Annotated in this window: 22 protein-coding genes; 13 read left to right on the forward strand and 9 right to left on the reverse strand. The window is 62.9% G+C overall.

Annotated elements, in window-relative coordinates:
* Positions 1-368: 368 nt before the first annotated feature.
* Positions 369-1,334, forward strand: coding sequence for a glycosyltransferase family protein (locus tag FGL65_RS02065; protein ID WP_348981291.1), 966 nt, complete (start codon positions 369-371; stop codon positions 1,332-1,334).
* Positions 1,335-1,430: 96 nt separating this feature from the next.
* Here FGL65_RS02065 and FGL65_RS02070 read toward each other — a convergent pair whose 3' ends face one another.
* From FGL65_RS02070 to asnB, 4 genes are all read right to left on the reverse strand, one after another.
* A complete protein-coding gene (locus FGL65_RS02070) occupies positions 1,431-1,853 on the reverse strand; it encodes a universal stress protein (protein WP_147819412.1) in 423 nt (140 codons plus the stop codon).
* On the reverse strand, positions 1,850-2,470 hold the full coding sequence (locus FGL65_RS02075) for a sugar transferase (RefSeq protein ID WP_147819413.1): 621 nt from the start codon (positions 2,468-2,470) through the stop codon (positions 1,850-1,852). Before FGL65_RS02075 ends, FGL65_RS02070 begins: the two co-directional genes overlap by 4 nt.
* Entirely contained in the window at positions 2,467-3,576 is a 1,110-nt protein-coding gene (locus FGL65_RS02080; RefSeq protein WP_147819414.1) for a glycosyltransferase family 4 protein, read from the reverse strand. Before FGL65_RS02080 ends, FGL65_RS02075 begins: the two co-directional genes overlap by 4 nt.
* Before the next feature lie 167 nt (positions 3,577-3,743).
* Entirely contained in the window at positions 3,744-5,690 is a 1,947-nt protein-coding gene (gene asnB / locus FGL65_RS02085; RefSeq protein WP_147819415.1) for an asparagine synthase (glutamine-hydrolyzing), read from the reverse strand.
* A gap of 136 nt (positions 5,691-5,826) precedes the next feature.
* On the opposite strand from asnB, the gene FGL65_RS02090 reads away from it, so the two are divergent.
* The 6 genes from FGL65_RS02090 to FGL65_RS02115 are packed head-to-tail and all read left to right on the forward strand — an operon-like array spanning position 5,827 to position 11,345.
* Entirely contained in the window at positions 5,827-6,393 is a 567-nt protein-coding gene (locus FGL65_RS02090) for a hypothetical protein (RefSeq protein WP_147819416.1), read from the forward strand.
* Positions 6,394-6,395: 2 nt separating this feature from the next.
* A complete protein-coding gene (locus tag FGL65_RS02095) occupies positions 6,396-6,881 on the forward strand; it encodes a type II secretion system protein GspM (RefSeq protein ID WP_147819417.1) in 486 nt (161 codons plus the stop codon).
* 10 nt (positions 6,882-6,891) lie between these two features.
* A complete protein-coding gene (locus tag FGL65_RS02100; RefSeq protein ID WP_147819418.1) occupies positions 6,892-7,626 on the forward strand; it encodes an AsmA family protein in 735 nt (244 codons plus the stop codon).
* 43 nt (positions 7,627-7,669) lie between these two features.
* Positions 7,670-9,895, forward strand: a complete 2,226-nt coding sequence (locus FGL65_RS02105) for an STT3 domain-containing protein (protein WP_187170497.1) — start codon at positions 7,670-7,672, stop codon at positions 9,893-9,895.
* Between the two features lie 14 nt (positions 9,896-9,909).
* On the forward strand, positions 9,910-11,037 hold the full coding sequence (locus FGL65_RS02110) for a DegT/DnrJ/EryC1/StrS family aminotransferase (protein WP_147819420.1): 1,128 nt from the start codon (positions 9,910-9,912) through the stop codon (positions 11,035-11,037).
* Between the two features lie 11 nt (positions 11,038-11,048).
* Positions 11,049-11,345, forward strand: a complete 297-nt coding sequence (locus FGL65_RS02115; RefSeq protein WP_147819421.1) for a hypothetical protein — start codon at positions 11,049-11,051, stop codon at positions 11,343-11,345.
* Positions 11,346-11,351: 6 nt separating this feature from the next.
* Here the strand turns inward: FGL65_RS02115 and FGL65_RS02120 are convergent, their stop codons facing one another.
* A complete protein-coding gene (locus FGL65_RS02120) occupies positions 11,352-12,617 on the reverse strand; it encodes a sensor domain-containing diguanylate cyclase (RefSeq protein WP_147819422.1) in 1,266 nt (421 codons plus the stop codon).
* Between the two features lie 295 nt (positions 12,618-12,912).
* Here FGL65_RS02120 and FGL65_RS02125 point away from each other — a divergent pair, with 295 nt between their 5' ends.
* On the forward strand, positions 12,913-13,362 hold the full coding sequence (locus FGL65_RS02125; protein WP_147819423.1) for a hypothetical protein: 450 nt from the start codon (positions 12,913-12,915) through the stop codon (positions 13,360-13,362).
* Positions 13,363-13,436: 74 nt separating this feature from the next.
* Here the strand turns inward: FGL65_RS02125 and FGL65_RS02130 are convergent, their stop codons facing one another.
* Both FGL65_RS02130 and FGL65_RS02135 read right to left on the reverse strand, forming a co-directional pair.
* Positions 13,437-14,618, reverse strand: coding sequence for an acyltransferase family protein (locus tag FGL65_RS02130; protein ID WP_147819424.1), 1,182 nt, complete (start codon positions 14,616-14,618; stop codon positions 13,437-13,439).
* A 23-nt stretch (positions 14,619-14,641) separates the two neighbouring features.
* Positions 14,642-15,316 carry a TetR/AcrR family transcriptional regulator gene (locus FGL65_RS02135; RefSeq protein WP_147819425.1) on the reverse strand — a complete coding sequence of 225 codons (675 nt, stop codon included), beginning with the start codon at positions 15,314-15,316 and terminating at the stop codon, positions 14,642-14,644.
* Between the two features lie 208 nt (positions 15,317-15,524).
* On the opposite strand from FGL65_RS02135, the gene FGL65_RS02140 reads away from it, so the two are divergent.
* The 4 genes from FGL65_RS02140 (at position 15,525) to FGL65_RS18125 (ending at position 18,546) form a co-directional block, all read left to right on the forward strand.
* Entirely contained in the window at positions 15,525-16,949 is a 1,425-nt protein-coding gene (locus tag FGL65_RS02140; RefSeq protein ID WP_147819426.1) for a sigma-54-dependent transcriptional regulator, read from the forward strand.
* 83 nt (positions 16,950-17,032) lie between these two features.
* Positions 17,033-17,614, forward strand: coding sequence for a 5-formyltetrahydrofolate cyclo-ligase (locus FGL65_RS02145; RefSeq protein ID WP_147819427.1), 582 nt, complete (start codon positions 17,033-17,035; stop codon positions 17,612-17,614).
* Positions 17,602-18,366: a purine nucleoside phosphorylase YfiH/LACC1 family protein gene (locus FGL65_RS02150; RefSeq protein WP_147819428.1), complete on the forward strand. Its 765-nt coding sequence runs from the start codon at positions 17,602-17,604 to the stop codon at positions 18,364-18,366. Before FGL65_RS02145 ends, FGL65_RS02150 begins: the two co-directional genes overlap by 13 nt.
* A gap of 9 nt (positions 18,367-18,375) precedes the next feature.
* The gene (locus tag FGL65_RS18125) at positions 18,376-18,546 is read left to right on the forward strand and encodes a hypothetical protein (protein WP_187170498.1); all 171 of its coding nucleotides are present in this window, start codon (positions 18,376-18,378) and stop codon (positions 18,544-18,546) included.
* Positions 18,547-18,568: 22 nt separating this feature from the next.
* Here FGL65_RS18125 and FGL65_RS02155 read toward each other — a convergent pair whose 3' ends face one another.
* A complete protein-coding gene (locus FGL65_RS02155) occupies positions 18,569-19,099 on the reverse strand; it encodes a ferritin-like domain-containing protein (protein WP_147819429.1) in 531 nt (176 codons plus the stop codon).
* Between the two features lie 323 nt (positions 19,100-19,422).
* On the opposite strand from FGL65_RS02155, the gene FGL65_RS02160 reads away from it, so the two are divergent.
* Positions 19,423-20,118, forward strand: a complete 696-nt coding sequence (locus FGL65_RS02160; protein WP_147819430.1) for a methyltransferase family protein — start codon at positions 19,423-19,425, stop codon at positions 20,116-20,118.
* A 44-nt stretch (positions 20,119-20,162) separates the two neighbouring features.
* On the opposite strand, the gene mgtE is transcribed toward FGL65_RS02160, so the two are convergent.
* Positions 20,163-21,542: a magnesium transporter gene (mgtE, locus tag FGL65_RS02165; RefSeq protein ID WP_147819431.1), complete on the reverse strand. Its 1,380-nt coding sequence runs from the start codon at positions 21,540-21,542 to the stop codon at positions 20,163-20,165.
* Positions 21,543-21,839 lie beyond the last annotated feature (297 nt).

Genomic DNA, 21,839 nt, shown 5'->3' on the forward strand with positions numbered 1-21,839 from the left:
TGGTTTTTTAGCCATTTTGAACGATCGCGTCTAGCAAAATCGGTGAAAAACGGCCTGTATCAACGGTTTCCCAAAGATATATAGGAAATGGTTGCGGCCGCAATTATTCCTTTTGCGGCCAGGGGGACGCACCGGATAATAATAACGCCTTTTTCCGAATCGGCGAGTTTCCGTCATACTTCTGTGACCAAAGCCAAGTACTCCTGCACCTGCGACAGCATACAGAACCTCCCATCCTGACAGACGGCGCGGCGGCCCCCACAACCCTCACCCGCCGCGCCGCTCTCCTCCCCGAAACCGGGCCATGCTTGCCAAACCACCCTGAATATGGTTGTTTTCCTATGGAACAGAAACCAATGGAAACGACCATGAAGACATGCATTTTCCTGCCGCCGGTCCGAAAGCCCACCGGCGGGGTCACCGTGCTGCGACAGATCGCCGACATCCTGCACCAGTCCGGCCGCGAGGCCTGCCTGGTGGCTCGCGACAGGTCGGGCTGGCGGCCCGAGGGCCTGGCCGACGCGGCCCCGGTGCTGGACTGGGAAAAACTGGATCTTTCGCCCGAGGACATCTGGCTGGTGCCCGAGGGCTGGGTCAACGCGCTGGCCCCGGGCCTGGAGGCCCGCGCCCGCTGCTACAGCTACGTGCAGAACTGGGCCTATCTCTTTTCCTCCCTGCCCCCGGGCGTGACCTGGGCCCAGCTGCCCGCCTCGTTCCTGTCCGTATCCGCCCCCGTGGCCCATTTTGTCCGGGAAGCCACGGGCAGGGATTCCCTCGTGCTCCGGCCGGGGATCGACCGTTCCATCTTCCAGGCTCCCGAAGCCAAGCCCGGCGGCAAGCCGCGCATCGCCTTCATGCCGCGCAAGAACAAGGCCCTGGCCGCCCAGATCCGCGCGGTGTTCGAAAACCGCAACGGGCCGGACCGGGCCCGCTGGCTGGAGGTGGAAGGCCTGGACACCTTCGGGGTGGCCGAAGCCCTGCGGTCGAGCCACATTTTTCTCATGACCGGGTTCCCGGAGGGGTGCCCGCTGCCCCCCTGGAGGCCATGGCCTGCGGCTGCCTGCCCGTGGGCTTCACCGGCCTGGGCGGCTGGGACTATATGCGCCAGGCCCAGGAAAACCCGCGCTTTTCGCCCTGGTGGCCGGTGCGCGAGGTTCCGTGGTCCGGCAACGGGCTGTGGTGCGCGGACGGCGACGTGCTGGACGCGGCCCTGTGCCTGGAACAGGCCGTGGGCTGGGTGGAATCGGGCGCGCCTGAATATGCCGACGCCCTGGAGGCCGGGCAGCGGACAGCCGACGCCTACTCCACGGCACAGCAACGGGAAAATGTCCTGAAAGTTTGGAAAACTTTGGAATAAAACCGAAGAGACAAACAACACGGGGGAAGGAAAACCGGCCTTGTGCGGTTCGGCCTTCCCCCTTTTCTGTTCGCTATTTCACCACGAGCACGGGGCAGGGGGCGATGTGCAGCACCTTGTGGGTCACGCTGCCGAGCATGAAGCCCTCGAAATCGGACTTGCCCTTGGAACCCATGATGATGATGTCAGCCTTTTCGCTTCTTGCCACGTCGTCAATGACCTCGGCGGGCCTGCCGCCGATGACCATGTCCTTGCAGGGGATGCCCTCGGCCTCGATCTGTTTCCTGTAGGGTTCGATGATCTCCTCGGAATCCTTGGTGTAATGGTCCAGCACCCATTGCAGGTTGGGCTCGCCCAGCTCGTTGGGAACGGGCTTGCGGCACTGGAGCAGCACGATGGAGGCGCGCAGGGTCTTGGCCATGCCCACGGCGTAGTCCGCGGCCTTGTCCGAATGGGCCGAGCCGTCCACGGGGAGCAGGATGGTCTTCACGTTCATGTTCGGTCCCCCTCTTGTTCGGGTTGATCGTCGTTGCCCATGAACACTTCCATGGTGGCGTGCCCGGGCTGGGATACATCCTCGCGCTTGAACACCTGGGCCACGGTCATCAGCAGGATCCGCAGGTCGAGCCGCAGGCTGCGGTTGTCCACATACCAGACATCGTGCTCGAACTTGTCCTGCCAGGAAATGGCGTTGCGGCCGTTGACCTGCGCCCAGCCGGTGATGCCGGGCCGAACCTCGTGCCGCCGCGCCTGCCTGGCCGAATAGCGCGGCAGGTATTCCATGAGCAGTGGGCGCGGGCCCACCAGACTCATCTTACCTTGTATCACATTGACCAATTCCGGCAACTCGTCCAGGGAGGTGGAGCGCAGGAAGCGGCCGAAAGGCGTCAGCCGCTCTGCGTCGGGCAGGGGATTGCCCTCCCGGTCCACGGCGTCACGCATGGTGCGGAACTTGACCATGGTGAAGGGGGCCCCGTTCAGGCCGGGCCGCACCTGCCGGAAAAGCACCGGCCCGCCGAGCTTGAGGCGCACCAGCACGGCGACGGCGAGCATGACCGGCAGCAGCAGGACAAAGGCCGGAACCGTGATGAGCAAATCGAAAAGCCGTTTCACGACACCCCCATGAAATTGAGAATGATCTCGTTGACCTTGGTCACGTCGAACCGTTCCTCGGCCAGCCGCCTGGACGCCGCACCCATACGCGCGGCCAGCTCCATGTCCATGAGCCTTTCCATGGCTGCGGCCAGGGAATCCACGTCGTGCACCGGCACCAGAAATCCGTTGACGCCCCGCTCCACGGTTTCGCGGCAGCCGGGCGCGTCCGTGGTGATCACGGCCCTGCCCGTGCTCATGGCCTCGAGCACGGAACGAGGGGTGCCCTCGCGCCAGGACGGCAGCACGTAGACGCTGGCGCTGGTCAGATAGGGGCGCACGTCGTCCACGGCGGGCAGCACCTCCAGCCCGCCCTTCTGCCAGGAACGCACCGTGTCGTCGTCAATGCCGTCCGGGCCGTGTTCGCGCGGGCCCACCAGCCGGAAGGTCGCCTCCGGGAAGCGGGCCTTGAGCCGCACGGCCGCCTCGGCGTATTCCACCACGCCCTTGGAGCGCAGGAATCGCGACAGGCACAGGAACGAGGGCAGCTCCGGGGGCTCGGTGCAGTTGTAATGGTCGAGATCCACGCCCGACCCGCCGGTGACGGCCACGGGCAGGTTGGCGGGCAGCACGCCTATGGTGCGGAAGAATTTGGGATCGTCCGGGTTCTGGAACAGGGCCCCGCTGGAAAAGCGCAGGCCCGCAGCATACAGGCCGCGCGCCAGGTTGAACAGCACCCGCCTGCGCAGGCCCGAAGCCTCGGTAAAGGCGTAGCCCAGCCCGGTGATGAGTGAAAAGAACCGGGGCACGCCCGCCAGCCTCGCCGCAACGGCCCCGTAGACCACGGGCTTGATGGTGTAGGCCAGGACCACGTCCGGCCGGAGACGCTCGAATTCCCGCCTGAGCCGGAAGAGGAGCCCCAGGTCGGCAAGGGGGTTGAGGCCGCGCCGCTGCATCTCGATGGGCGCATAGGCGACGCCCATGGCCGCCAGCTCGGGCGCGGCGTCCGGCTTGAAGGGCGGGGCCATGGCGAGCACCTCGTGGCCGCGCGCCACCATTTCGGCCAGCAGCGCCCCCCGGAAACGGGTCAGGGACGGGGCAAGGCTTCCAAGCACAAGTATCTTCATCTTTTTAGTATCCCATAGCCTTGAAGCAGCTGCAAACCCGTTGCTGTTCAAAAAGGTTGGGAGGCAAGACGCCAGAAAAAGGCAGGGCCGAAGCGTATTGCGGCATACGTGAGGGTCTGCCTTTTGCGCAGTAACGTGGCATATGGGCCTTTTTCAACAGCACCCCCCTACATCCACTCGTTGAGCCACGCCTGCAGCATCAGAATGTTCCAGATGCGGAACTGGTTGTCGCGCCGTCCAGAAAGGTGGTCCGCCCACTGCATACCGACGACCTCCGGACGTAGGATTCCCTGTTGTGCAAGGCGGTTGGGACTTAACAACTCTTCGGCCCACGGGCGCAGCGGCCCGCGCAGCCAAGTGTCGATGGGAATGCCGAACCCGGTCTTGGGCCGGTCCACCAGCTCCCGGGGCACGTGGCGGTCGAGCACCCTGCGCAGGATGTACTTGCCCTGTTTGCCCCGGAGCTTCATGGACAGGGGCAGGCGCCAGGCGAACTCCACCACCTTGTGGTCCAGGAAGGGCGCGCGCGATTCCAGGCTGCAGGCCATGGCCGCACGATCCACCTTGGTCAGGATGTCTCCGGGAAGATAGGAGACCGAATCCAGGAACTGCATCCAGGCCGTGTACTCGGTGAGCCCGGGCCACAGCGACGGCATGTCCATGGCCGACGGGGGCTCCTGCCCGGAAACAAGCACCTGTTCCGGGTTCTGCCAGGTGGAGGCCAGGCTCTTGTAGACATCCTCGCGCGAGTCCAGACCCAGGACCTCGGCCACGCGGTGCAGCTTGTAACCGGGCATGGACAGGGACCTGCCGGGCAGCATGCTGAAAATCGTGTTGTAGGCCCCCGGCGAAACCATCCGGATCGCCCGGGCCGCGATACGGCGCACCCGGGGAGGCAGCGAGCGCATGCGCTCCCACACGGCCGGGGCCCAGACATGACGGTTGTAGCCCGCAAAGGTCTCGTCCCCGCCGTCGCCGGAGAGGCAGACCGTGACATGTTTTCGGGTCAGGGCCGCCACCAGGTGAGTGGGGATCATGGAGGCGTCGGCAAAGGGTTCGTCGTACATGCGGGGCAGCGCGGGAACGAGGTCCAGGGCCTGCCTCGGGGTGACGGTCAGCTCGGTGTGCTCGGTGCCCAGGTGCTCTGCCACGCGCCGGGCGTGACCGGCCTCGTCGTAGGCAGGGTCGTCGTAGCCGATGGTGAAGGTGCGCACGGGCCGGGAGGACTCGGCCTGCATGAGCGCCGTGACCAGGGAGGAATCAACGCCGCCCGAAAGCAGCGAGCCCAGGGGCACGTCCGAGAGCATCTGGTTGCGCACCGTGGCCCGCAGCAGGGTTTCCAACTGGTCGACCGCCTCTTCCTCACCGCCCTGGAACGGGGCGTACAGGCCCCGATTCACGGCGTCCTTGAGGCTCCAGTAGGGCGCGCTTTCCAGCCGGTCCGGATTGTCCGGGCGCAGGGCCAGCAGATGGCCGGGCCGCAGCTTGCGCACGCCCTGATAGATGGTGCGCGGGGCCGGAATGTACTGGAAGCGCAGGTACTGGGCCACGGCCCCCATGTCCAGCTCCGGCTCCAGGACGCCCGAGGCCCGCAGGGCCTTGAGCTCGGAACCGAATATGAAGAATTGCCCGGTGCGGCTGTAGTACAGGGGTTTTTCACCCATGCGGTCCCGGGCCAGGAACAGGGTGCGCTCCCGGACATCCCAAAGCGCGAAGGCGAACATGCCCGAAAAACGCCTGACCGCCTTTTCCACGCCCCAGCTGGCAAAGGCCGCCAGCATGACCTCGGTGTCCGAGGTGCCGCGCCAGGGCAGGAACGGTCCGCCCTCGGTTTCCAGTTCGGCACGGAGTTCCAGATAGTTGTAGATTTCACCGTTGTGGACGAGCACGTAACGCCCGTCCCGGCTGCGCATGGGCTGGGCCCCGGATTCGGAAAGGTCGATGATGGCCAGGCGGCGGTGCCCCAGGGCCAGGCCGCTTTCCGCGTCCGTGAACACGCCGTCCGCATCCGGGCCGCGGTGGCGCAGGGAATCGGCCATGTCCCGCACGCGTTTTTCAAGCCCCTCTGCCGTGGCGGCGGGCGAAAAATCGATGAATCCGGTTATTCCACACATAACAAGGACTTGTTATCAGCCGTCCCGCGCTTTGTCATCTGCCCGGAGGGCATGCGCCACGCCTTGCCCGCGACCCGGCTTTTGTTTACATTGCCCACTGTCCGGTATATAGCGCCGGGCAGGATAAACTATAGATATGGCAGAAAACAAAGCCGCGCCGACCCGCAGGAAGGCCGTCAAGATAAAACCCCCGGGCGTCAGGACCCGCAGGGAGCCGCCCCGGTACGACGCCCGGGCCGCCTCCGAGCGGTTCGTGCGCGCCATGACCTGGATCACGGCCATCGGCCTGCTGTTCTGCGCCGGGCAGGGGCTTCGCTGGTACACCCACAAGGCACAGCTGGACCGCATCGAGCAGGAGCTGCAGGCCCAGTACGTTTCCGTGCTCGGCGACGACGTGGGCGCATCTCCCTTCGGACGCATGCAGTTTCTGCACGGCCAGCTCACGGCCCAGGATTCCTTCGGACTCGACCCCCTGGCAGTCATTGCGGCCTTCAGCCGCCATTCCGACTTCATGGTCCGCATCGACAAGGCGCACCTCTGGGGGGAATCCGGCACCCTGGAAGGGCTGTACGCCCATGACGCCCAGGCCTTCGAGACCTTCATCCAACGGCTCGACACGGATGAGGAATATGCCTTTGATCTCAAATCCAAGGAAGACGCGCTGGGCGGCATCCGGTTCCGCGTCGGCGTGGGGCGGAGGTAGGCGTGGCGAGGCGCAATTGGTTCTGGCTCAAGTGGCCGCAGCACAAGCAGCAGCGTTTCTTCAGTATGGCCAAATGGGCCTGGCTCCTGCTGCTGGTGGCTTCCTTCGGGCCCCAGTATTTTCTGACCGTCAACGCCCAGAAACGGATCGAACGGCAAAAGGACCTCTATGCCCGGGTGGTGCCAGTGGCCATGGAACTGCGCATGGCCCGGGAACGGGAAAATGCCGACAAGGACATTGACCCGCAGTCGCTGGTTTCGCGCATTGCCGAGCAATCGGGGATCGGCTGGGAGCGCATCCGCTTCGAGGAGCAGCAGTCCGACAGGTTCGGAATCACGTTCGCCCTGCGCGAGGTGACCCTGGTGGAATTGACCTCCTTTCTCATGAAAATCCGCAATTCCTCGGGATTGCACTGCTTTGAATTCACCCTGCAACGCAGTCCGTCCAACGCCATGCTGGCGGATGTGACCCTGACCCTTGCCCGCTAGAGAAAATTTCATGCGCAGCCAATCCAACAAACGCGGCGGGGCCGGCCTCGCCTTTCTCGTTCTCCTGCTGGGCTTTGCCGTGGGCATCACCCTGTTCATGCCCTGGGAGACGTTGTGCGAACGGCTGGTGCGCCATGTGGACTCCAAACTGGAATCCGTCAATTTCACCTGGAAGGACATCCGCCGGGCAGGCCCCTCGGGCTTCAGGATCGACAACCTGGCCGTTGGTTTCGCAAATGCACCCGGCGCGCTGCGCTTCGAGCACGCGGACCTGCGGTTCGGGATTTCCCCCCTGGCGCGGGTCAGGCTCAACACAGGCGGGGAGGAATGCCTCCTGAAGATCTACCGCAGCGGGCTTGTCGAATGCGAGGGGCAGATCAACCTGACCTACCTTCTGGGGGGCAGCGGCATGCAGGGAACCCTGTTCGCCAAGGGCGGGATCATGACCTCGGAAACGGAAAGCGGCTGGCTGCACCTGCGCTCGCACCGGCTGATCCTGGCGGACGGCACCGAATCCGAAGACCTTTCCTTGACCGTGGAGATACGCGGCGGCACCTGGGAACTGAAAAACATTTCTCTTCGAAAACCACTGGATTTCCAAGGAAAAGGATCCGTCGCGCTGGACCGGGGGGATTTGCGAAACTCCCTGGTGACCCTGGCCGGCGAGGTGGCCGTGGGCAACACCTTTCATCCGCTGAACCTGGAAAACCGCCTGGGCTTCCTGCTGGGAGCCCCGGGCCGATAGAAACCGCAACACGTATGGATGCAAAATGACCGAGTCTGGGCTTATGAACCGGTATTCAGGGGCGTTCGGGCAACCCTGCCCACTGCAGAAGGATTGGCGCTGGCTGCTTTCCGTCGGCGTCTGTTGCTACCTGGCCATCCTGGGATTGCGCCTGAGCCTCTGGACCATGTGGGACAATCCCCTGCTCCGGGTGGGCGACGAGTTCATCATGTCCACCCACGATTCCTACCTCTGGCTGGCCCATGCGCGCGTGGCAGAATTCGGCGACGGCCGATCCCTGGCCTATTTCACCAGGCTGCTGCACGAATATCTGGGCCTCGCCCTGGGCGCCATCGGTTTCTGGGGACCGGCCTTCCTTTCCAGCCTGCTGGCAATTCCCTGCGTTCTCTGGGGCTGGGCCCTGGGCGGCAGGGAAGGGGCGGTCTTCGCGGGCATTGCCGGCTGCCTGACCCCCGGCTTCTACGCCCGCACCAAGCTCGGCTATTACGACACCGACATGTTCACCCTGCTCCTGCCCATGCTGGTGGCCTTCTGGCTGGCCTGGTGGCTGCGTCAGCGCACCAGCTTCCGCTGGCAGGAGACGCGGGAGGAAATCCAGCCGTCCCAACGGCTTCCCCTCCAGGTTTTGGGCATAGGCCTGTTCACGCGCTTTGCGGGCTGGTGGCATCAGGACATCGCCAACTATTCTGTACTTCTGTCCCTGTTGGCAATTGTAGTCGGCACAATCTTCGCCAGGAAAAACCACCGTTCGCATTTTGCGTATGAAGGGGCCATTTTCATTCTCGCCGCCATCCCCGCCACGGTTTGGGATTATTCTCTCGCCCCCCTCCTGCATGCAGCAGGAATGACCCCTTACATACTCATTTCCATACTGCTGGCTGCAACTCTGGCGGTATGGAGGGTGCAGGGCAGACACGGCGACACAGAAACGCCAGTGGACAAATACCTTTCCCTCGGACTCCTGTTGGCCGCCCTGATCTTGGCCGGAATATTCTCCGGCCCCCTCATGGGGATATGGACCAAGCTGCTGCTATACCTGAAACCCGCGGCAACCCAGGCCACAACCACGGCTCAACAGACCGCCCCCATCTTTCCCCGGGTCACCCAGAGCATCATCGAGGCCAAGCTCCTTCCTCTGGGAACAGCGCTGGAACGATCGGCCTATTATTACTGGGTCGGTCTCGCTGCCCTGGCCGCCATGATTCCAGTACTCATTGCCCGGCCTTTGTCCGTGCTGCTGCTGCCCCTGGTAGCCCTCTCCATTCTCAGTATCAAGATGGGCACCCGGTTCAGCATGTTCGGCGGGGCAGCGCTAATGATCTTCCTGAGTGTGGCGGGAACCGCCCTGTCCCGGAAGCTGCTGCCGTCCATGATCGATAGAGGACGTGAAATCGTCATTGCCGCGGTCATGGCAGCCCTGGCCTGCTGCCTGGTCCTGCCCAAATATCGGGAATACCGTTCCCTGCCCCCCACCCCCGTGGTGGACAAGGTGCATGCCGAAGCCCTCATGGGGCTGGGCAAACGCGCCCCCAAGGATGCTTCGGTATGGACCTGGTGGGACTGGGGCTACGCCACCCAGTATTATGCAGGGTTAAAAACGCCCATTGACGGGGGCAAGCACTCGGGCATGGACCTGTACCCCACCGCCGTGGCGCTTGCCACGGATTCCCCCCGGCAGGCCAACCAGCTCATTCGCTACTGCACCCGGTTCCCAGGGCAGGACCCCACCAGGGAATGGGCAAAAAAATCCGGGGCAGACGTCCAACGGACCATCGACCAACTGGCCGCAAGCGGTCCTGCGTTCAAGCCGGCCCCCAAACAATACCTGGCCGTGTCCTACAAGGATCTCCGTATTGCCAAATGGCTCATGTTTTACGGGAACTGGAACGTGACTTCCGGCACAACCCATGAGGCCGTGGTTCGACGGTTCGGGCCGGGACAAATGGCCGTCAACCTTCAGATCGGCGCCGTCATGAACCGCGGGGGTATGAAAAACGCCATTCTCACGGCGGACATGCTCGACATCGACAAGGCCGACCACTTCGACTACCCGCAGAACCGATACTCCCCCACGCTTGTGCCCCAGACGCCCCATCTGGTCTTCAACACCGTGGCCGGGGAAACCAACTTTTTCGACAAGGACACCTACAACTCCATGCTGGTGCAACTTTTCACCGGCGATCCGGAGTCTGAATCAATCAAACCCTATTTTCGCCTCGTCGCCGATGGACTGCCCTTCATCCGCATTTACGAGGTGGTGCAAAACTAGCAAAGGAATACATCATGGGAATACCGTTTATCGATCTGAAATCTCAGTACAAACGAATTGAAAATGAAGTCCGGGGCGGCATTGAGGCCGTTCTGGAGCACGGCGCCTACATCATGGGCCCGGAAATCAGAGAACTGGAAAGCGAGCTGGCCGGCTACAGCAAGGTCAACCACGCCGTGGGCTGCGCCTCGGGCACCGACGCCCTGGTCATGGCCCTCATGGCCCTGGACGTGAAGCCCGGCGACGCGGTGTTCACCACGCCGTTCACCTTCATGGCCACCGCCGAGGCCGTGGCCCTGCTGGGCGCCACCCCGGTGTTCGTGGACATCGATCCCGTCACCTACAACATCGATCCGGCCGCCCTCAAAAAGGCCATCCGCAAGGTGCACGACGAAGGCAAGCTGCGGCCCAAGGGCGTCATTGCCGTGGACCTGTTCGGGGTGCCCGCCGATTATGACGCCATCGAACCCATCGCCAAGAACAACGGCCTGTTCCTCATCGTGGATGCGGCCCAGTCCTTTGGCGCGGTCTACAAGGGCCGCCCGGTCTGCTCCATCGGCGACATCGCCTGCACCTCGTTCTTCCCGGCCAAGCCCCTGGGCTGCTACGGCGACGGCGGCATGGTCTTCACGGACGACGAAACCCTGGACGGACTGCTGCGCTCGGTGCGCGTGCACGGCCAGGGCACCGACAAGTACGACAACGTGCGCCTGGGCATCAACGGCCGCCTGGACTCCATGCAGGCCGCAGTGCTCAAGGCCAAGTTCGCCATCTTCCCGGAAGAGGTTGAACTGCGCAACGAAGTGGCCGACCGCTACCGCGAAGTGCTCGCCGGCGTGGAAAACCTGGTGACCCCCACGGTTCCCGAAGGCTGCACCTCTGTCTGGGCCCAGTACTCGGTTTTGGCGCGCGACGCCGAACACCGCGCCGAGCTCCAGGCCAAGCTCCAGGAGGCGGGCATCCCCTCGGCCATCTACTACCCCCTGCCCCTGCACCTGCAGCAGGCATTTGCCTATCTCGGGTACTCCAAGGGCGACCTGCCCGTGTGCGAAGGCATCGGCGAACGCATCTTCGCCCTGCCCATGCATCCGTACCTCAAGGCGGAAGACCAGCAGGCCATTGCCGAAGCCCTGGCCGGTTAAGGAGATACATCATGGCCCGTCGTCAGAGCAAACCAAGTTATTTCAAGCTGTTCCTTTTGGGACTGGCCTTGGCCTATCTGGCGACGGGCTTTGTGGACAAACCCACGCCCATCCATTTTGAACCGGGCGATTCCACGCGGGCGGCCCAGAGCGCGGTGGTGGAAAGCGACGTGCAGGTCGTGCAGCGCATGAATGTCTTCAAGCTGGGCGACCCCCTGACCATGCAGCTCCTGTTGCCGGAATTCGGCGCGGACGATGACTGGGAATTCAAGGGCGAGGTCGCGCCCCCGCCCGTTTTCGAAGAATAGGGGAAATCAGCCTTCCATCACCCGGTTGCGTCCGGTTTCCTTGGCCCGGTACAGGGCCTCGTCCACCCGCTTGATGAATTCGTCCTGGGATTCGCCCCGGACATACTCCACGATGCCGAAGCTCGAGGTGACGGTCCTGGGGACGCCTGAAAAGGAAAAGTCTTCCACGGCCTGCCGAAGCCGCTCGGCCACCTGCCGCACCCGGTCCATGTCCGAGGCCGGGGCCAGGACCATGAACTCCTCGCCGCCCCAACGCACCAATCGATCGGTCTCGCGGATGTTTTCCCGCACCAGCTGGGAGATTTCGCGCAGCACCGCGTCCCCCACGTCATGCCCGTACTCGTCGTTGATGGACTTGAAGTGGTCGATGTCGAACATGACCAGGGAAAAGGGTCTGCCGACGATAATCTCGGTGCCCAGCAGGCGCAGGAAGCTGCGCCGGTTCATGGCCTTGGTCAGCGGGTCGGTGGAGGCCTCGTCGGCCAGCAGGTCCTTTTCATCCTCCAGCTCGCTGATGTCCTGAAAGGAGAACAGCCGCAGGGGCGTGTTCTGGAAGGTGGCGAAGGTCACGGCGAACACCCCGGGCCTGCCCGATGGATTGCCCGGGTTATCCAGGTGCACCACGGCGTCGCGGTCGAGCTGGTCCTCCACGATGGCCGTTATCCATCCGGACGGTCCGCCGGTGTATTCTTCCCCGTTGAGCCTGAGGATGCGGTCGGCGATACGTGCGCCCCCTGCCCGGAAATGGTCGAAGGAGGGATAGCCGAGATAGGCCGCCATGCGCTGGTTGGCATAGACCACCTGGCCCTTGAGCTCCAGCAGGGCCATGCCCGGAAAGGCGTCCAGCAGATTCCAGAGCATCCTGTCGGCCTGGGCCAGCTTGCGGCGCAAATACACGGCGCGGGCGCACCGGCGCACCGCGTCCAGCAGCTTGGAAGGGTCGGCGGGCAGGCGCAGAAAGGCGTCGATGTTCAGTTCCAGAACATTGAGCAGGGCCTTGGGGTTGTACTGGTCGTAGGCCACGATGAAAGGCATGTCCTCGTCTTCGCCCCGGATCATGGCGATCATGTCCGGGCCGTCCAGCACCGGCAGCACTATGTCCGTGAAGACCACGTCCGGGTGGTTGTCGCGATAGCTGCGAAGTCCCTCCCTGCCGTCCGCAGCCGTAAAGACCGCGCTCACCGCCTTTCTGAGCAGTCCGGCAATGCGCTCGCGCTCATATTCCCCCTGCATGACCACGAGTATGGAAATACCCTGTTTTCTGCCTGCCATTCTCCGTCCCCTCCTGAATGCGTTTTTCGAGCATACCCTGTGCGTGCACCGGGAACAACAGCGGAATCATTATAAGTCCATGCAGGCACGCCGCCTCGAATTGCAAAAAAGCGTACCGCCAACCTGTCGAAACCGGCATGCGCCGCGCACAATGTTTTACTCTTTTCCTTTTGCCACGCGATATGCGTTTTCCTATTTTAAGATGGGAGGCATGGCCCAAGGACATGTGGGGAGAAGGGAGCCTGCCCGTTGCGGGCGGGAATTTGCAATGTCGTATAACCCACAAGGAGGTCCCATGAAACTGGGCGGAATGTTTGAACAGGAAGGCATGAAACTTCAGACGGGCATGCAGGCCGCGGAAAAGAACGAGGAAACCAGGCAGCGCGACAAACCCGTCAAGGAGGTCGCGGCCGAGGGCGACAAGCTGAGCATTTCGCAGGAGGCCAAGGAAAAGGCCGCGGAAATGACCAGCCAGGAGTCCGGGGACAAGAGCCAGGCCAAAAGCGGTGAAGGCGGCGTGAAGCTGACCATGGGCAACCAGTCCGGCGCGGAAGGAGCCTCCTCGGGCGACGACCTGCAGGACGCCCAGACCGAGGTCAGCAAGAAGGAGAAGGAAATCGAGGAACTGGAGGCCAACTTCATCGGTTCGGACGAGGACAGGAAGCGGGAGCTTTCCAAACTCAACCGGGAACTGGAAGACCTGGAAGATGCGGAAAAGCAGCTCCAGAACCAGATTGAACTCTGATTGCCGCATGCGCAACGCCAGGGACGGCGTTGCGCATTTCCCCTGCCGCGCACACGAAAACCCTGGGCTGCCTCCTACCGATCCCCGGGGCAGAAGACGTCCTTGCCGCCCGCCTGAATCACCCGCCTCTGCAGCGCCAGGCTGAGCAGCCAGCTCAGGAGCGTGGCCAGCAAAAAGACCGCCGCCATCTTGATGCCCGACCCCAGCGCCAGGGGAAAGAACGCGGCCTGCAAAAAGATGCAGAACGGAAGGTGCACCAGATAGATATGGTAGGAGCTGGCAGCCAGCCCGGCCTGGACTGCGCCGGGCCGGTTCAGGAAGCGATGCGACAGGTTGATGAATCCGGCAATGGCGGTAAAGGCCGTGACCGTGCGAGACAGGCCGGCGGCAAGCGCCAGGAGCGGCGGCAGGCCTCCCGGCACCCCGATGCATTTGCCGCCCACGGCAATGGAAAAGACCGAGCTGACCGCAAAGCCGATCATCCAGAGCCACCACGGGCCGGCAAACACGCCCCGGCTTTCGAGCCAGCCGTTTTCCGCCAGGAACACCCCCAGTATGAAGAAGCCCGCATAATAGGGAATGCGCACCGGCTGGAACAGGAAGAACGGCCCGATCTTGGCCCAGGCCAGGGGCGTCATGAGCAGGGAAAGCGCGGCGTAGCCCAGGCCGGAAAACGCCAGGCACAGCAAAACGGCAATGCCGTACCGGGACGGACCGCGCCGCAGGGACCTCGGCCGGATTTCGCGGAACAGGGCGTAGCAGACGAAAAAGACCAGCAGCATGGTGATGAACCAGACATGCATGGGCGTGACGTCCCATTCGTGCCCGGCGTAGGACTGCATGGAGTCGATGTAATACAGCTTCCAGTCCAGGCAGGACGCCAGCCAGTCCAGATAGAACCCGCCGAAGCCCTTGGGGCCGGGATAGCCCACATACATGGCCAGGGGCAGCAGGGTCAGGAGCAGCGCCACCGAGGGAATCCCGAGACGCCGGAACTTGCCGAGGAGAAACCTGCGCATGCCGTGGCGGTTCAGGGAGGACGGGGCGAACAGCCCGGCCACCAGGAAGAGCACCGGCAGGGCGAACCCGTCGATGACGATGATGAGCAGGTCATAGGCCAGGCCGGGTGTGTCGCGCACCTGCCACCAGGGAATGAGATTGCTGTAGGCGCAGGCCGCATGCAGCAGCACCACGAGCAGGACCATCAGGGTCCGGGTGTTGTCCAGATAGGTCCGTCGTTGCCGATTGTCGGACATGGTCGCCTCCTTGCCGCGCCTCCCTAGCCGGGCGGGGATTCGATTTCGCCCCGCTCCCAGGCCTCTCGCGCGGCCCGGAACCCTGCCAGGGAAAAACGCATGGTATGGTCGATGATTTCCTTCATATATCCGCAAATCCCGGGATGTTCCGGGAACACCTTGCTGAAAAGGGGCCAGTGCAGCATGTAGTAGGACATCTGGCCCACCAGGCTGGCCAGGCAGTCGCGAATGACGAACTCGGGCGTGTCCCCGCCCAGCAGTTCCTTGACCGTGTCCATAATCATCATTGTGTCCGGGATGATGTAGGTCTCGATCAACCGGTTCAGGATTTCCGAGGGCCGGACCATCTCCCGCGTGACGATGGCCCGGGCCTCCCCGCTCAATTCGCTGCAGTAGGTCAGCGTGTAATAGGCGGTGACGAAATCGCGCAGCCGCTCTTCCGGACTCATGCGCCGGAATTCCTCGCTGGAATACCGCATGCAGGAATGTTCCCGCAGGGCGGCGAACATCATGGTCAGAATGCTCTCGTACAGCTTTCGCTTTCCCCCGAAATAATAGCTCACGGCCGTGACATTGGCGGCCCCGGCCTCCCGGCAGATTTCGCGCACGGTGGCGCCCTCGTATCCCTTGGCGGCAAAGACCTTCATTGCGGCCAGGAACAGCAGGTCCTTTGTTGTCGGATTTTCCGGTAACGGCATCTTTTCTCCGTATGCGCGGCATCGGCACCAGTGCGACGCCAGCATGTAATGCAAATGTTTAATGCATATGTATTAGAAAAGGAGGAACGTGTCAAGAGGGGCGGAAAAAGTCTCGTGCCCCTTGTTCGGGTCCGGCTTGCGTCCCATGGGGAAATGAAGGTAGGGTACGGCCTTGGCGAGAATCTGAATTTCCCGTTACGGAGCGCACATGGGCGGACACATCCTGATCATAGACGACGAAGAAGGCATCCGGTTTTCCCTGCAGGGCATCCTGGAGGACGAGGGGCACGAGGTGCTCGGCGCGGCCAACGGCGACGAGGGCCTGGAGATGATCGAGGCCGACCGGCCCGAAATCGTGTTCCTGGATATCTGGATGCCGGGCATGGACGGCCTGGCGGTGCTGGAAAGGATCAAGGAGCTCCAGAAAGACCTGCCCGTGATCATGATCTCCGGCCACGGCACCATCGAGACCGCTGTCAGGGCGCTCAAGAAGGGGGCCTTCGACTTCATCGAAAAGCCGCTTTCCCTGGAGAAGGTGGTGGTCTCCACGCGCAACGCCCTGGAAGTGGCCCGGCTGATCCGGGAGAACGAGGCCCTCAAGACCCGCCTTTCCGACGACCACCCCTCCCGGCTCACGGGCGAATCCCCGGCCATCAGCCAGCTCAACGACGTGATTTCCCGCGTGGCCCCCACCGAGGCCTGGGTGCTCATCACCGGCGAGAACGGCACGGGCAAGGAGATCGTGGCCCGCTCCATCCACCACCAGAGCAAGCGCTCGGACAAGCCCCTGGTGGCCGTGAACTGCGCGGCCATTCCCGAGGAGCTCATCGAATCCGAGCTCTTCGGACACGAAAAGGGGGCGTTCACGGGCGCGGACAAGGCCCAGGCGGGCAAGTTCGAGCTGGCCGACGGCGGCACCCTGTTCCTGGACGAGATCGGGGACATGAGCCTCAAGACCCAGGCCAAGATCCTGCGCATCCTGCAGGAGCAGCGCTTCGAGCGCGTGGGCGGCCGCAAGACCATGGAGGTGGACGTTCGCGTCATCGCCGCCACCAACAAGGACCTGCTCACCGAAATCGAGAACGGCGCGTTCCGGGAGGACCTCTACTACCGGCTCAAGGTTTTTCCCCTGGAGGTGCCGCCCCTGCGCGAACGCGCCAACGACGTGCCCATGCTCATCAGGGATTTCATGGCCAGCCTTTCCAGGCAGCACGGCTTCAAGCCGCTCAAGTTCGATGACGAGGCCCTGGCCGCCCTTTCCGCCTACGCCTGGCCCGGCAACGTGCGCGAGCTCAAGAATTTCGTGGAGCGCATGTTCATCATGTATGCGGGCGAGACCGTGAGCCCGGACATGCTGCCGCCCGAGTTCCGCGCTGCCGCGAAAATCGCCCCGGCGCGGGAACAGGCCGAAACGGCCCCGGCCGAGGCACAGGCCGCATCCACCCCCGTGGAGGCGCTCATCGCCAACGGCCCCAGCGACCTCAAGCAGGCCCGCGCCGAATTCGAGGCCATGTTCCTGGAATCCAAGCTGCGCGAATTCGAGGGCAACGTCTCCCAGCTGGCCAAGGCCGTGGGCATGGAGCGCTCCTCCCTGTACCGCAAGCTCAAGGCCTACGACATCCAGGTGGATTAGGAGCGCGGCGCAGACGTTTCCGATGCGGGAACCGGACGGTTCCGCTTCTGGATTGTCGTGATGCCCCGTGCTATCAAACGCCCATGAACAAGGACCAAAAGGCAGCCCTTCGCAGGGAACTCCTGGAGCGGCGCAAGGCGCTCACCGCCGAAACCGTGCGCCGGGCCAGCCTGGCCGTTGCCGGGGCCATCCGCTGCCTGAGCGAATGGAAGAACGCCCGGCAGGTGCTGCTGTACTGGCCGGTGCGGGGCGAGGTGGACACCCGCCCGCTCATGGCCGAGCTCTGGCAGCGCGGGGTGGAGGTGCTCCTGCCGAGATGCCGCGAAGCCCAGCCCGGCATCATGGATCTGGCCTGCGTGAGCTGCGAGACCGACCTGCGGCCCGGCATGTTCGCCATCATGGAGCCGAACGAGGCAACCTGCCCGGTCATGCACGAATACGAGCCCGACGTGGCGCTCATCCCCGGCGTGGGCTATGCCCCGGACGGCACCCGCCTCGGGTTCGGCGGCGGCTATTACGACCGGCTGCTGGCCGAGCCCTGCATGCGCCAGACCCTGACCATCGGGCTGTGCTACGAATTCCAGAAGCTGGACAAACTGCCCGCCGAGGATTGGGACCAGCCGGTGCGGGCCATCTGTACGGAAAACGAACTATGTCGAATATAGCGGTATTTCCCTTCGCCTTCGAGGCCGTCCCCGGCGTCAAGGTGGTCTTCACCACCCGCTGCGGGGGCGTGAGCACCGACCATTACGAATCGGCCAACCTCTCCTACGACGTGTGCGACGAGGACGAGCACGTCTACCAGAACCGCGTCACCCTGCAAAAGCAGCTCGGTTTCGTGCATTGGAACGAGCTCAAACAGGTGCACGGCGACGACATCCTGTTCGAAACCGCCCTGAGCGGGGCCGGCCGCAAGTCGCTCCTGGAGGGCGACGGACTGGCCACCACCAAGCCCCGCACCGCGCTCATGGTCAAGACCGCGGACTGCCAGCCGATCATGCTCGCCCACCGCAGCGGCAACTTTGTCGCGGGGCTGCACGCGGGCTGGCGCGGCAATGTCGCGGGCTTCCCCACCACCGGCGTGCAGCGCTTCTGCCTGCATTACAAGCTCAGTCCCAAGGACGTCTTTGCGGTGCGCGGGCCGAGTCTGGGGCCGCTGGCCGCGGAGTTCACCAACTTCGAAAAGGAATTTCCGCCGGAGCACCGGCCCTTTTACAACCCGGAAACCAGGACCATGGACCTCTGGGCCCTGACCCGGGTCCAGCTCATGGCAGCGGGCGTGCCCGAGGAGAACATTTTCGGGTTCGACCTGTGCACCAAGACCATGTCCGATACCTTCTTCTCCTACCGGGCCTCCTGGTTCGTGCCGGGCAATGTCTCGGGCCGTCAGGCCGGGTTCATCTGGATCGACAAATAGGACCGCGCCGTGGGTATCCTGCTCAAGCTGATCATCATCCTCGTGCTCGTCCTGTTCCTTGCCGGGCAGTTCACCCGCGACAAGGCCAAACGCGCCCGCAGCCGCCAGAACCTGACCAACGGCCTGCTGGTCGTGCTCATCCTCATGGTGGCCTTCATGATCATCAACCAATTGCGATGAACGCCGCAGAGCGGGGCGGACCTTACTCCTTGCCGGTGATGACGAACCCCTGCGGGGCCAGCCCCGTGGACGAGGACGTGCCCGCGATGCGGGAAAGGTAGGAGTCGCCCAGGCTTTCGATGTGCCCCTTGATGGCGTCGAAGTAGTTGAAGTGCGCCTGCTCGTCGTCGATGATCTGCTCGAAGAGCTTGACGCTGATGCTGTCGCCGTTGTCCCGACAGACCAGCAGGAACTGGTTGTAGGCTTCGATGACGCGGTCTTCCTCCACTGTGTCGTGGACATAGATTTTGGAAATGTTCTGTCCCTTTGCCACCGGCCCGGAGAGTTCAGTGGTGGGTTCGCCGTCCAGCTCCTTGATGCGCTCGGCAAAGGCCTCTGCGTGGCGCATTTCGTCTATGGCGATGAGCTTCATCTTGGCGGCCAGCTCGCCGTAGTCCATGGCGTCCAGGCCGTAATGCTGGTTCATGTATTGGTGGATGGCCTGCAGCTCCATTGCCCGGGCCTTGTTCAGCACCTCGATCACCTTGGCTCTTCTTTCTTCCTTGGTCGCCATTTCATGCTCCTTGTCGTTGGATGTGGTGGGTTGCCCTTTCTGCCATACCGTTACCATGGTTCTGTGACAATTATATGGAGCGAAAGTCCCCGGCGTCCCAAGAACAAAAGGCGCTCCATCTGGAGCGCCTTTTTCATGTGAGCCTTCATGCCCTACATAAAAATAATATCAAGCCTGTCTTCAGCCTGTCAACGGTGTAATATCTTGAAAAATAAGGTAAAAGTTGTCGAATGTCTAAAGGGGATGTGCACGGATGCCGCCAGTGTTTCACGCCCTTGCGCCGGTCTGCCGCGAAACAACGGCTTTAAAAAAAGGAGGAGACCATGAAACAACCGTTGAACAGAGAGGGCGTCAAATATCTTTTTTCCCCATTCCGATGGACCCTGCTCATGGCGGCCGCCTTCTTCATCGCGGCGGGCAGGCTGGATATCGGAAAAGCCTGGGCAGCCTTTGGACTTCATTTGTCCGGTGCTGCCGTCGGCGCAATATTGATGTGGAGATTCGCTCCTGAACTGGCAAACCTGAGGGCTGCGGCGAGGCAGGGAACAAAGGCATGGGACAAGGCTATTCTGACGATATACTTTTCACTGACTCTTCTGGTGATTCCCGTAATCGCGGGCCTGGATGTCGGCAGATACGAAAGCTCGCATTGGGGGAACGCATCTTATGCGGTGGGAATATTTCTGTACTTGGCGTTTTTCACTCTTCTCCATTGGGCGATGTTGACGAACAAGCATTTTGAAGTGAGCGCCAGAATTCAGGACGATCGTTCGCATGCGGTCGTGACGCACGGGCCATACGCTTTCATCCGGCATCCTGGTTACGTTGCTATGGCGTTTGCCGCCATGGCGGATTCGTTTCTCCTTGGTTCACTGTATTCACTGATTCCAGGCATACTTGCCGTGACGGTGACGGTAGTCCGCACCCATATGGAAGACAAAATGCTGCGCAACGGACTGAATGGATACCCCGAATATGCGGAAAGGGTGAGGTATCGCTTGATCCCGAGAGTCTGGTAGGCTTTAAAAAAAGGGGCGCCTGGCAAGCGCCCCCTTGTGTTCCGTCAAATTCCCAGAAGCATCTTCGCCGTGCCGAAATAGATGAGCAGGCCCGAGATATCCACCACAGTGGTCAGGGCCGGGCTGGCCACCACGGCCGGGTCCAGCCGGAGCTTTGCCGCGCCCATGGGCAGGAGCGCGCCGATGAGGGTGGCGGTGACCACCTGCAGGCCCAGGGCCAGGGCAATGGCCGCGCCGATCTTCCACAGGGAGAAACCGTCGGGTATGACCGTGCCGTGGGACAGGAACATGACCTTGCCGAAGGACAGGACCGCCAGGACCACGCCGAGCAGCAGCGAGACCTGCAGCTCCTTGAACAGCACCCGCATGGCGTCCCCGGTCTTGATCTCGCCCAGGGCCAGGGCGCGGACCACCACCGTGGAGGACTGGCTGCCCGTGTTGCCGCCCGTGTCCGCCACCATGGGCATGTACAGGGCCAGGACCATAAGGCTCATGAGCGAGCCCTCGAAGCCGTGGATGATTATGCCCGAGAGCAGGCCCAGGGCCGCGAGGCCCACCACCCAGAACATCCTGTTCTTGAAGTGCACCCAGGACGAGGTCTTGAGATAGGTCCCGGCCTGGTGCGAGCCCCGGATGGCCATGAGCTTTTCCAGGTCTTCCTGCTGCTCCTGCATGATGACGTCGATGGCGTCGTCGTGGGTGATGATGCCCACCAGGGCGTCCCCGCCGTTGATGACCGGCAGGGCGATGAGGTCGAACTTCTCGATCTTGCGGGCGGCGTCTTCCTGGTCGTCCCCGGCGTGGGCGCAGATGATTTCGCGGTGCATGAAATCCTCGATGCGCTCGCCCGGCCTAGCCAGGATCAGGTCCTTGAGGGAAACGAAGCCGATGAGGGTGCGCGCGTCGTCCACCACGTAGGCGTAGTAGATGGTGTCCTTCTGGGTGGCCTCCAGGCGGATCTGCTGCATGGCCTGGCTCGCGGTCATGTCCCTTTGCAGGGAGACGTAGTCCGAGGTCATGATGGACCCGGCCGTGCCCAGGGGATAGGAGGTCAGCTTGCGGATGTCCTCGCGCTCGGCCTTGGCCAGGGCCGGATAAAGGCGCTCACGCTGTTCCTCGGGCAGCCTGCGGAACAGGTCCGCGCGGTTGTCCGAGGACATGCCGGTCAGAAGGGAGGCCGCGTCCCGGACATCGAGGACGGGCACCAGCTCCTGCTGGGTGTCCTCGTCGATATGGCTGACGATTTCCCCCTGCAGTTCCGGGGAGACCGTGCGCAGGATGCGCCAGATCTCCGCGGGCTCCAGGGCGGAAAGCCATTCGGCGACGGAGGCCGGGTGTTCGGCTTCGCAGAGCCTGCGAAGGGCTTCAATATCGTTTTTGGCAAGGTGGTCCCGGATGGTCGGGACAAGAAGATCTTTGGTCATGGTTCACCTCGTTCATTGCCGCACCGGGCGGACGGCAGCGAGGCGAACCTTCGGGACTCAGGGGAGCGACGAAAGGCGCGTCAGGGCAGCCGTCCCATGATGCCCGTGATGGCGCGGGCTGGAATTCTGCATCGCAAAAATGGGATCAGGCATGTTCGTATGGCTACTACTGCCTTCCGGACTGTCCATTGAGTCTCCTCCTTGAAATTGATGTCGGGGTCATACGCCCCGAAACGCGGTTTTGGCAAGCCCCAATCCGGCGGACACCGGGCGGGCTGATTATAACGGCGAGGCCGG

Origin of the sequence: Salidesulfovibrio onnuriiensis (assembly GCF_008001235.1) — a bacterium.
Lineage (GTDB): Bacteria > Desulfobacterota > Desulfovibrionia > Desulfovibrionales > Desulfovibrionaceae > Pseudodesulfovibrio > Pseudodesulfovibrio onnuriiensis.

Bases quoted from the DNA above. Each gene is read 5' to 3' on its own strand.
- FGL65_RS02065 (WP_348981291.1), top strand. From the start codon at position 369: ATGAAGACATGCATTTTCCTGCCGCCGGTCCGAAAGCCCACCGGCGGG.
- FGL65_RS02070 (WP_147819412.1), bottom strand. From the start codon at position 1,853: ATGAACGTGAAGACCATCCTGCTCCCCGTGGACGGCTCGGCCCATTCG.
- FGL65_RS02080 (WP_147819414.1), bottom strand. From the start codon at position 3,576: ATGAAGATACTTGTGCTTGGAAGCCTTGCCCCGTCCCTGACCCGTTTC.
- asnB (WP_147819415.1), bottom strand. From the start codon at position 5,690: ATGTGTGGAATAACCGGATTCATCGATTTTTCGCCCGCCGCCACGGCA.
- FGL65_RS02090 (WP_147819416.1), top strand. From the start codon at position 5,827: ATGGCAGAAAACAAAGCCGCGCCGACCCGCAGGAAGGCCGTCAAGATA.
- FGL65_RS02100 (WP_147819418.1), top strand. From the start codon at position 6,892: ATGCGCAGCCAATCCAACAAACGCGGCGGGGCCGGCCTCGCCTTTCTC.
- FGL65_RS02105 (WP_187170497.1), top strand. From the start codon at position 7,670: ATGAACCGGTATTCAGGGGCGTTCGGGCAACCCTGCCCACTGCAGAAG.
- FGL65_RS02110 (WP_147819420.1), top strand. From the start codon at position 9,910: ATGGGAATACCGTTTATCGATCTGAAATCTCAGTACAAACGAATTGAA.
- FGL65_RS02115 (WP_147819421.1), top strand. From the start codon at position 11,049: ATGGCCCGTCGTCAGAGCAAACCAAGTTATTTCAAGCTGTTCCTTTTG.
- FGL65_RS02120 (WP_147819422.1), bottom strand. From the start codon at position 12,617: ATGGCAGGCAGAAAACAGGGTATTTCCATACTCGTGGTCATGCAGGGG.
- FGL65_RS02125 (WP_147819423.1), top strand. From the start codon at position 12,913: ATGAAACTGGGCGGAATGTTTGAACAGGAAGGCATGAAACTTCAGACG.
- FGL65_RS02130 (WP_147819424.1), bottom strand. From the start codon at position 14,618: ATGTCCGACAATCGGCAACGACGGACCTATCTGGACAACACCCGGACC.
- FGL65_RS02135 (WP_147819425.1), bottom strand. From the start codon at position 15,316: ATGCCGTTACCGGAAAATCCGACAACAAAGGACCTGCTGTTCCTGGCC.
- FGL65_RS02140 (WP_147819426.1), top strand. From the start codon at position 15,525: ATGGGCGGACACATCCTGATCATAGACGACGAAGAAGGCATCCGGTTT.
- FGL65_RS02145 (WP_147819427.1), top strand. From the start codon at position 17,033: ATGAACAAGGACCAAAAGGCAGCCCTTCGCAGGGAACTCCTGGAGCGG.
- FGL65_RS02150 (WP_147819428.1), top strand. From the start codon at position 17,602: ATGTCGAATATAGCGGTATTTCCCTTCGCCTTCGAGGCCGTCCCCGGC.
- FGL65_RS02155 (WP_147819429.1), bottom strand. From the start codon at position 19,099: ATGGCGACCAAGGAAGAAAGAAGAGCCAAGGTGATCGAGGTGCTGAAC.
- FGL65_RS02160 (WP_147819430.1), top strand. From the start codon at position 19,423: ATGAAACAACCGTTGAACAGAGAGGGCGTCAAATATCTTTTTTCCCCA.
- mgtE (WP_147819431.1), bottom strand. From the start codon at position 21,542: ATGACCAAAGATCTTCTTGTCCCGACCATCCGGGACCACCTTGCCAAA.